The following is a 9,760-nucleotide window of genomic DNA, read 5'->3' as shown; positions in this document are numbered from 1 at the left end:
TACAACCACGACCTGGAACCTCCACGTCGACGAGAAACTGCGCCGCGACCTGCCTGATGGGTCGGCGCGCATGAAGATCCTCGGCGCACCGGGCGCCTACAAGGTCGACTGGTGGAGTCCAGAGCCGGGTGAAGACTGGGACCCTGTCGAGCGCGGCGAGTTCGACGACGTCGAGGAGCCAGATGAGGTATCGCACCTGGCGTAGTGCATCCCTCGGGGCTGGTGGACAGCTTAATGATACTTGACTCTAACACAGACAATAACGTGAAATAGATAATGCCGGCTGGTGCAGCAAGAGGATACACATTTCAAGACGTTGTAGCTGGAGCCTGTATTCTCTCAGTTTTCTTCGAAGAATTGGATGCAGTGTCTATAGAATCAAAGTACAACAGGGAAGACAAATTTGACGACATTATTCTCGAAGACGATGAAAAGACGTGTATACAGGTGAAAAATGGACCAAGTTACAGGCTTACTCATAGCGACTTTGACGGTTCAAGTGGAAGAGGACTAGATCTTACAGATCTATCTTCATCCGCGGAGCAAAGGCTTGACGCAGATGAAGGTTCGCGATTCGTGGTTCTAACGTCCTACAAGAATGAGGTTGGATCAGGAATTAACTTTTCAGATGAGTACGATGAGATCTCGATACTTGGTGACATAGAATTCAGGACGCGAAAATTAGCAGACGGAAGAGGCAGGGTTGACGGAGAAACTGATATTGAATTCATATTTGGCGTGCCAGGAATAGGTACTGTTACGGATGAAGAGAAGACCAAGTCGCTCCGAAACACGGAATTGTTTGAACGGCTTGTAGAAAACGTCGCCCCACGCTTGGATGCTCGGGAAAATCCCGAGATTGATGATCCGTACTTCTTGACTGAGAGAGCAGTCGGCCTGGCCAGATGGGGACGAAACCAGCCGAATATTCAAAGATTAGATCGTAATGATATAATCCGGCAGCTGGAATTGTCGCCTTCCAAGCGATTTCCTCAGGAGTTCGAACTCCCAGAGGAGTATATACGACCGAAATGGCTTGGGGACTTAGAAGATACATTTGAAGATCCGGACGGCCGAGTTTTAGTAGAAGGGGGGCCTGGAAGCGGGAAATCTGTAGGTATCGAACTTTTACATCGGGCTTGGGAAGATTCAGAGAATTATCAGACGCTTCGATTTTACTTCTACGTACCTGAGGATGCCGATAAACTGGAGATGAAGAGGAGTGATCCAGAGTGGTTTAGACATCAACTCTCATATCAGGTTTATTCTACTTTTCCAGAGGCATTTGGGGGAGATACGGCGGTTCCAGTATGGACAGGGATTGAGGATTTACAGGGATATATCGATAACGTGGCTCAGTGGGCGGATCAGGAGGACCAACAAATTCTATTTATAATCGACGGCTTGGATCACACGTTACGTCAGTTCGGGGATACTCGGGCTACAGAATCTGCTAAAGGTTCCGCTCTTGAAGAGATTGGATCACTCAATTTTCCTGATCCAATTGGCCTGTTGATGGTAAGTCGGGAAATTTCAGAGGCCCATGATATTCTCCGAGTTGATCAACAGATTGAGGTACCCCCTTGGAGTTCAGAAGAGATCAGAGAGTATCTTGATAGAAGAAGTGTACCGATTAGTGATGATCTCGTTAGTCAAGTAGAGGACGTATCTGGAGGGCTTCCTGTCATCATCTCTCACCTTGTAACTAGAGCTGGATTTGAGAACGAGAATTTGGAGGAGGGTATTGCATCAGTGTTAACTGATGCATCACATGTTGATGGGGAACTGGAGGAATACTATGATACGATTTGGGGGCCTTTAGAGCCTTATGAGCGAGACGTTGCCACCTTGGTAGCGTTGAATCCTACTGGTATTCAAGAAAACACGATACAGTCTGTAATTGATCTGCCATATATACAGGAAAGCACACGACTTGAGGAGGCACCTCTTGCTCATATCTTGGAGCCGACGACTGGTGACCGGTTCCGCGTGTTCCACGACAGCTTCAGGAAGTATACAGAGGACCAATTAGATCAAGAAGAAATTAAACGCGGTCATGAACGGCTATTCGACCACCTATTCGAACAGTGCATCAACTTCCCAAAAAATCTGGACAGTCTTAGATATCATGCAAATAATGGCCCCGGAAATAGCGCTCTCAAGGATTTAGCAACTCTTGATAACATTCTAAGATGGTGGCATGAGGGGATACAACTTGATCATCTGTCTAATACTTTGGACCTGGCTTTTGATGCCTCGCTTCAAGAAGGGGATTACGTCACAGCGTTTGACTCTGTCTTTCTTGGCGGTGTCGCTCGAAATATGTTAGACATCTATACAAGTGACGATTTACGTCTCACGTACTATGCCGCTCAAGATGACCGAAATAAAGCTCTTCGCTTGGTCGACCAAATCCGCGGCTATGACGGTGGTAGTGAAGAGGCACTGGAGGCAATGCAAACTGTTGCGCGGAACTGGGAAGACGAATTAGACCGAAAATGGCTCGCTGGCTGGGAAGAAGATTATCGAAAAGCAGAACAACCTAGTTGGAACCCAGAAGCATACTTTGAGGTCGCCTCTCATGCTTTAGAGCCGGAGGAGTTCTGGGAGGCGGCAGGAGAAATCAGACGTGAAGATACTGGTGAGCACTTCCCCCGTGAAGTTCTAGCTGCTGTCCAGAGAAAACCCGAGCTGTTCGAAAGTCAGCTAGAGCCGCCAGAGTGGTTATTTGAGGATAAATCAGTAGCGTTGGAGGCGTGTGAGAACCTGATTCACGAACTCCCTGAAGACTGGCAGAATGAGCTTAGAGAGAACGCACCGGATTATTCAGAATTATCTCTCGCTGCCCTACATACTCTACTCAGGTGTGGCGGAGACGAGGATGAGATACTCGAGGTAGTTGAAAGGCGAGAACTGGACGATCCTTATCATAGACCAGGCCAAGGGGGGATTCGTTTCTACGGTGTCTACTACGCCGGTTCTATAGTAGCAAGCCTGGTTGAGTCGCCTGAAGACATACTGGATATTATCGATGGTATCGCTGTTGAGCAACCGAGAGTTCAGAAACTTCTTGCCATGATGGGAGCCGCTGCAACCCGTGAATCTCCAACTCAGAAACAGCTTTGGGTGGATGCGACTCTGGAATACTTAGAGAGCTTTTTTGAAGAAGGTTGGTTGCTCGATCAGAGTGCTAGGAACGTAGATGAGATCAAGTATTGGCAAGCGGTTTCAGAGGTATCAGATGCCTTCGGTGAAGTTGCTGACCACGGGTCAGAAGATTGTGTGGAGCAGATTCTCGAATTGACAGAGGACATGGATTCTGGAGATCGATTTTTCGATACGATCACCAAGACGCTGATTCGGGCTTGGGAGGACATATCCCCAGAAGAAGCTCTCCCAGAAGGTTTGGACCATCGCTATGAGGAGTTATTGAATAGGCCTCCTATGGAGGAGCCCCCGTCTAGAGAGCTTATGGATTTAGCTGTTCGAGCAGCCAGGGCAGGATACAATGACCGAGCTGAAAAATACACAGAGAAAGCAGTCGAGCGTTGTTTCCGATACGGATATAGGAAAGACGTATTTTTAGACGACGTCTGGGATGGACTCGAAGATTTAGCGGATGGAGAATGGGACGAATATTTGGGAGCATCTATTCAATTAATCAACTGGGCAAATCTTCTTCATGAATTGACGGATGGAAAAGAGACCCGCCACTTCGAGGGCATATTCCTGAAATCACTTCTCGATTCGGACGCTATAAACTATCATACAGTAGAGGAAAACGCTTGGCAAACTACGACAGTTCGGAAGCTATGGAACTGGCGTTTGGAGAATTCGGAAGGAATGACTGAAGAGGAGCTGTATCAACTGATTGATTCCAAAGAGATGAAAGTCCGTAGCGGCCCCACCTCACAAATGGAACTTCCCTTCTTCTCTAAAGCCGCAGAAGTTGCCGATGAATTTGGATGGGAGGAACTAGTTGTGAAAGCCCTGCGGGCTTTGTGTTGGGGGGATTATGTACAAGACGGCATCAGCGATGAGCGAAAAGAGCATCTCCGGGAGTTGGCATCAGAATATGGCGTAGATATCCCTGAAGATCTGGATTCCGAAAACGGGTCCAGTGAATATGAAACAGAATTAGAGGAAGAGGAAATAGTAGATGAACGTATTCACGAGATTCTTTCTCAACATTCCGAGGATAATCCACTTACGACGGAAGACTTCGAAAGCCTAACATCTGACGAGCTTTCAGCGGCAGGTAGTCTAATTCAAGAGGATTCCATAGGATCGCCAAGATATGACCCAACGGCAGCTGCTCCTATCTCACGGCTCTTGGCAGATCAAGGAGATGTGGATGAAGCAATTCTATTACTTGAAAACGTGATCGCGGAGCGTGATTTGATTAACTCATGGCTGGGAGGAGGAAGTGATCGTTTCGAAATCGTTGCTCAAGCATTACTTGAAATTGCAGATGAAGAGGCCCTACAGAGTGTTCTAAATGCTTGGCGAAAGAGCCGGCTTGACACTCAGAGCTATCAAATGATATTTCCTCAATTGTTGTGGGTCGTAAAGAGAACTGAAGGGGAAATAGCCGCTAAGGAGTTTTTCTCCCATGTGATGGGTTGGACCAGACGATTGATGTGGCCTCATGAGGATCGGATTCAGAAGTGGGGCGTCTTGGATGACTCTGGTGCCTGATTTTCTAGCAATTTGAGTCGAATGTGTAAGAATAACTTAAAGAATATTATTATAAACCGTATGATGAAGGTGTGCGCCGTGCTGACTTGATCCTGTATAGTCAGCAACTCAAGCTTACCAGAATTAATCGATTGAGCCACATCGACGGAGTAGCTCCTCGGGGGATCTATTATGAGATGGTTGTTTTTGCGCCGGAGAGGGGCGCCGGCGCACACGCGCCGGCGGTGATCGATGTCGACACGAAGTCAACTCCGATTCATCCAACGGAGCGAGACCGCAGGCGAACAGTCCGATACCGACCGCATCGCACAAATCTACCGCCACTCGGACGGGTATCCCGATAGCGTCCTCCGTGACCTGGACCAGCTGAAGCAGCTGCTTGACGAGACACGAACAGAGCGCGGGCCTGCGTACGCCGCTGCCCAGTTCCTGTTCCTCGACACGCTCTCGACGATGGCCCTCTACGTGGACGAAGGGCGTGACCGGAGCATCCACGCTGACCACCCCTCGGATCTCCTCGAGCCGGACAATATGGAGCACCTCGACCAGCCGATGTTCCTGCTCGGACACGGTGTCGAGAATCCGGCTGACGGCATTCACGGCGACGAAGAGTACCTCTACGTCGTTGAACTCCCGACCCGGAACCCATTCGAGGAGCCGTCCGAGTGGACGGTCAAGGTGAGTGGTCATTCCGCGTTCCCCCGGTGGGATGGTCCGACCGAGGACGCCTTCGAGCGGGCCAGCTGGCAGTTCCACGGCCCGCTTGAGCACGCGCTCGAAGAGCTGGTCGCTGAGCCGGCGTGAACGCTTAGCCCGCTCAGATGATGCCGCCGATGACGAGTAGTCCGACGACGACCAGCAGCGTCGCGACAACGCTTCCCCCGGCCAGCCACTTGTTTTCCATCACCTTCTCATGGATCGGCATCGCGGCGTACTCCTCGCGGAACGCTTCGAGGTTCTCCTCGTCGTAGAAGTACTTCGTCTTCAGCGCGAATCGTTCCGTCACCGCACAGCCCGTACAGACCGGTTCGCCTTCCAGCCGCTCCGTTTTGATGTGGCTAGAGCAGGCGATGGCCCCGCAGTTCGGACAGTAGGTGTACGTCTCGGTGACGCCACTCGTGTCACAGTGGACGCACTGATGGATGCCGTCCTCGGCTGTCACTCTTGACGGGCCTGCCGCGTAGTACTCGTAGGGGTAGGTGTACTCCTGGAGGTCGGTCGTGTGCCGAACCTCAGGGAGGTACACTGGTTCGATCGACTGGACGGAGATGTCCGAACGGTTCGGCTCGCAGGTCTTGTTGTACGTGACGTTGTTGTCGCCGGTGTAGGTCACCGTCGTCGTGTGGTGCTCCTGGAGCCGCTCGACGGCCCAGTCCTTGTACTCCGTCTGGGTCTGCCCGAACCGGCGCTCCTCGACGTCGTCGAACACCTCTCCGAACTGCTCGGCATCGAGGTCGACCGTCGCGTGAAGGTTCTCGGTGACCAGCGTTGCGACATCCTCGTCCGCGACCTGTGGCTGCCCGCGTTCGGCGTGGGCAACGAATCGGGTCCGGTCGTTGATCTGGTGGATGACGCCCACAGACGTCTCGAAGACGGCGTTCGTGTCCGCGGTGACCGCGACCACCGGGCGGAACGTCACCGATGAGTGCGGTTCCGGCAGGTCGGTAGCCTCGATGTTCTCGATGTCGCGGAACGCCTCGATGACGGGCGCGTCGACGTCGACGGCCGGGTCGTACGGGCGGAGCGTCTCGTCGCAGAGAATCTCGATGCGCCCGTTGTAGAGGCCGAGGCCGATCTCATCGGCGACTCCCGGAGGTCCTCGCCGTCGAGCAGCTCGATTGGATGTGGGTCGTCGTTCTGCTGGAGCCGGTCGGCATACTCCTGAGCAGGGTTCGTGAACCGGCCGGTCGTCACCAATACTGACTGTACGCCGCCCTCGATCCTGAAACGAACAAAGCCCTTCACGTTCGGCTTTTTAGCACGTATCGAACCGGTTTCATCGAAATCTTCCTGAGCGAATTACGCGAGAAACACGATGTCGAAAACGCCGTGTTTCTCGTTGATGACGCTCAATGGCTCCAAACTGCCCTCGACCGACACGGCCCCGATTGCAGATATGAACTCCATGGCAATCGGAATACTGTCGAACGTATCTTTAGAGTGATAAAACGGCAAACAGCCTCATTTTCAAATACCTTTAGCCATGTGGAGCCGACCACCGCAGAATCGTGGCTCCAAGCCCTCGCCGTCTGGTAGAATAAATGCCAAAATTAACACGGCCTCTGGAGGGGCGGGATGGTAGCCACTGAGTAGCAGGGGGATGTGGAAGAACGGCGGTTGGGTAGTCGATCAACGTATCGCGATGGGCGATTGGAGAGACTCGCCACTTATCGATACTCCGAGATCAGCGCTTCGAGGTCGGCCTTCGACTGACGGCCAGTCGTCTGTTCGACGCACTCGCCCTCAACGAACACGAAAAACGCTGGGAGCGACGAGACGACCCTACCAATCAGGCTCCGGTAGTCGGAGAGGAGGTCGGGGTTCTGCTCGTGGTCGACCTTGCCGACGGCGAGGGCTGGGATCTCGGCCGCGAGGTCTTCCACGGCTGGGTCCATCGCCTTGCAGGGCCCACACCATTCGGCCCAGACATCGATCAGAACGAGATCGTGACTCTGCAGAAACGACTCGAAGGACTCGGGGTCGAGGGGAACGGGTTCGTCGGGGGTCGGTTCGACTCCGTCGTCTATGGGAACGTCAGGGACCATCGTCCGATGATATATAGGCTATAACACGTGAAAGACATTGGTATTATCTGAACACGCCATGCGACGCTGCCCCAGTTTTTTGCCTCCCGACGATTTATCCGATACAGATGTCTGAGGAGTCCGACGACACTGACGGAGAACGGGTCGTCTTCCCAGAGCGGACAGATCGGCTCTTCGAGGCGGTAACAGACAAACTCGAAGAATAGATCTGCTGCACTGACTGATACGTGAGTAGCCTATATTGAACTCAATATGCCAGTCAACTCTCCGACGGAGAGAACAGAGACGTTCATAACGCGTATTACCGAGGGCAAATTCGACGAGGCTGAGGAGCTGATCCACTCAGACGGGCCATTCGAGGGAACTGGCGAACTGTTAATCGTTCTTTTCGATTCTGTTCACCGGCTTTCTGCTCCAGCTGCTGCTTCCGCACGTACCGACAGAGATCTCACAGATAACCGTTGTCGAACAAGACCCACAGACGGCTGCGGTGCAAGCTGAAGTAATCGTAACGGGGCTCTTCGAGGTCAAGGCCGAGATTGAATTACAAACTGAGAAGCCCGAACCCTCCGAGGCAGGAACTCCAGTACAAACGTGGCAGATCTGGGATGTCGATGTTACTGTTGTCTGAGTGAGGATTCGCTGTGGCACTACGTATTGAATGCAAGCCCTGCCACTCTCTGTCGGCCCCGCGCCATCCAACAGCGGGGAGAGATTAGGATCGGGCCTGCGGACTACCCTCCCTATACCCGTCTCGACGGGCACACTGCGAACGTCTCGTAACAGCGTGATAGAATGTAACCCTACAAATCATGTGGAATGGTACCAGTTCTTGTGAACTTCACCTCACAAAATATTCAAGCGAACCGTCCTCCTCGGTATGTGATGCAACCCCTGTGACGCAAGGCCCCCTCGTGTACCCATCACTGCAGTGCTGTACAGCCAGCAGGTCCGGCCTACTAACATCCCCCAACGAAGTATCGCTAACCGACCCATCCACTGAGACGCCCTCAAAGCGCCTCGCCTCCATCCACGTATGCCACCCACGATTGTTCTCATCGTAATCGCGGCCCTCGTGACCATTGCCCTGGCCCATGGGTATCGTGCGCTGACTGCGTTGCTCGTTCTTCGGTCTCTCCCGTCGGGCGATACCGATACGTCGTCGTCAATCGTCGACGGGGAGTCAGTCGCCCTCACGGGAGAGCTGACGGTCGAAGAACCGGTTGAAACAGCCGCCGCGGCCGTAGAAGACGCTGACCGGCCTGTTGGTGCGTATCTTTGGCAGAGTCGGTTCTCGGACAACTCCAACAGTGACCTCACAATCGAAGACTGGGGGTGGGAGCGCCAGCATTGGCACACGTTCGCCTCAGGCATCGAATGGGGTCGATTCGGTGTTGATACTGGCAGTCAGACGGTTCGTATCGATCCGTCGTGGCTCCGAACCACCCTTGACGCCGAACGACTGGAGAAGTTGGAGATCGGCGGTGTCAATAAGCAGGACCGGCTATCCGTGTATCTCTGGGACTCGTGGTACACCTATCTCCAGAATCGTATCGAGCACCGATCCTTCCAGCGGTTTGCCGGATACGTACAGCGACACAACGATGAGATTGATCTGGATCGCTATTTGCTAGAGGCGCGTCCGCTGCTGGAGGGTGATGAAGTGAGCATCAGCGGTGAAATACACGTTGAGCAGGGTGAACCGGTTCTCCGCGGGACCGACAACGTACCACTACTGCTTTCCGACAACGGGTTTAACGAGCATCGGAATTGGCTCAAACGGCGAGCCCTACGGAAAGGAGCGTTCATTACGGGATTGCTTGTCGTCGCCGTGAGTCTCTGGTTCGAGTTCTACATTCCGTTGGGGATACTGATTGTCGGCTGTCTTCTCTATGGAGCCTACAGTTTTGTACAAGATGCAGGAACCTTTCTGGAGTGGATACGGAGCTAACACACCATGGTAGATACATATCAACTGCACCAACACAGAGAGGTAATCAGGGAAGCCGCCGATATGAACTGGCGAATCGCTCTCTGTGGATTCTTGGTGAGTGATGGGTTCAGCGGTGGACGAGGTACGTTCGGCACCAGTGGCGGTGCAGTCTTTTCAAGCGTTCTCCGTTCGGGGCTGTTCATAGCGGAATGAATGATAAGTAGGTGCGCCTATGAGCTTTGACCTGCTTCAGCGGCTCACCGGGAACCCACTTGCAGATTCACTCGCTCTTGCAACCGCTATCGGAGCGGGCTGGTTTATCGCCTCAGTAGTACAGGGTGATTCGGTTTCGTCAGCTGCCCTG

General features: G+C 52.8%; 5 protein-coding genes and 2 pseudogenes. 5 read left to right on the top strand and 2 right to left on the bottom strand.

Annotated elements, in window-relative coordinates:
* From U3A55_RS05215 to U3A55_RS05205, 3 genes are all read left to right on the top strand, one after another.
* Window positions 1-205 (top strand): DUF7567 family protein (locus U3A55_RS05215; RefSeq protein WP_442978273.1); only part of this gene is annotated, 205 nt, incomplete at its 5' end.
* Window positions 206-276: 71 nt separating this feature from the next.
* Complete coding sequence (locus U3A55_RS05210; RefSeq protein ID WP_330990415.1) at window positions 277-4,698, top strand: NACHT domain-containing protein; 4,422 nt, start codon at window positions 277-279, stop codon at window positions 4,696-4,698.
* Window positions 4,699-4,929: 231 nt separating this feature from the next.
* On the top strand, window positions 4,930-5,502 hold the full coding sequence (locus U3A55_RS05205) for a hypothetical protein (protein WP_330990414.1): 573 nt from the start codon (window positions 4,930-4,932) through the stop codon (window positions 5,500-5,502).
* Between the two features lie 13 nt (window positions 5,503-5,515).
* Here U3A55_RS05205 and U3A55_RS05200 read toward each other — a convergent pair.
* Window positions 5,516-6,615, bottom strand: a pseudogene (locus tag U3A55_RS05200) (restriction endonuclease); the annotation flags it as partial.
* A gap of 6 nt (window positions 6,616-6,621) precedes the next feature.
* On the opposite strand from U3A55_RS05200, the pseudogene U3A55_RS05195 reads away from it, so the two are divergent.
* Window positions 6,622-6,954: pseudogene (locus tag U3A55_RS05195) on the top strand (IS6 family transposase); the annotation flags it as partial.
* Between the two features lie 131 nt (window positions 6,955-7,085).
* Here U3A55_RS05195 and U3A55_RS05190 read toward each other — a convergent pair.
* Complete coding sequence (locus U3A55_RS05190) at window positions 7,086-7,463, bottom strand: thioredoxin family protein (protein ID WP_330990413.1); 378 nt, start codon at window positions 7,461-7,463, stop codon at window positions 7,086-7,088.
* Between the two features lie 1,036 nt (window positions 7,464-8,499).
* Here U3A55_RS05190 and U3A55_RS05185 point away from each other — a divergent pair.
* Window positions 8,500-9,414, top strand: a complete 915-nt coding sequence (locus tag U3A55_RS05185; RefSeq protein ID WP_330990412.1) for a hypothetical protein — start codon at window positions 8,500-8,502, stop codon at window positions 9,412-9,414.
* The last annotated feature ends 346 nt before the right edge of the window (window positions 9,415-9,760 follow it).

This window comes from Salarchaeum sp. III (genome assembly GCF_036418315.1).
Classification (GTDB): domain Archaea; phylum Halobacteriota; class Halobacteria; order Halobacteriales; family Halobacteriaceae; genus Salarchaeum.
The sequence above is the reverse complement of the archived record's forward strand: the minus strand, read 5'-3'. Positions and strand labels throughout refer to the sequence as shown.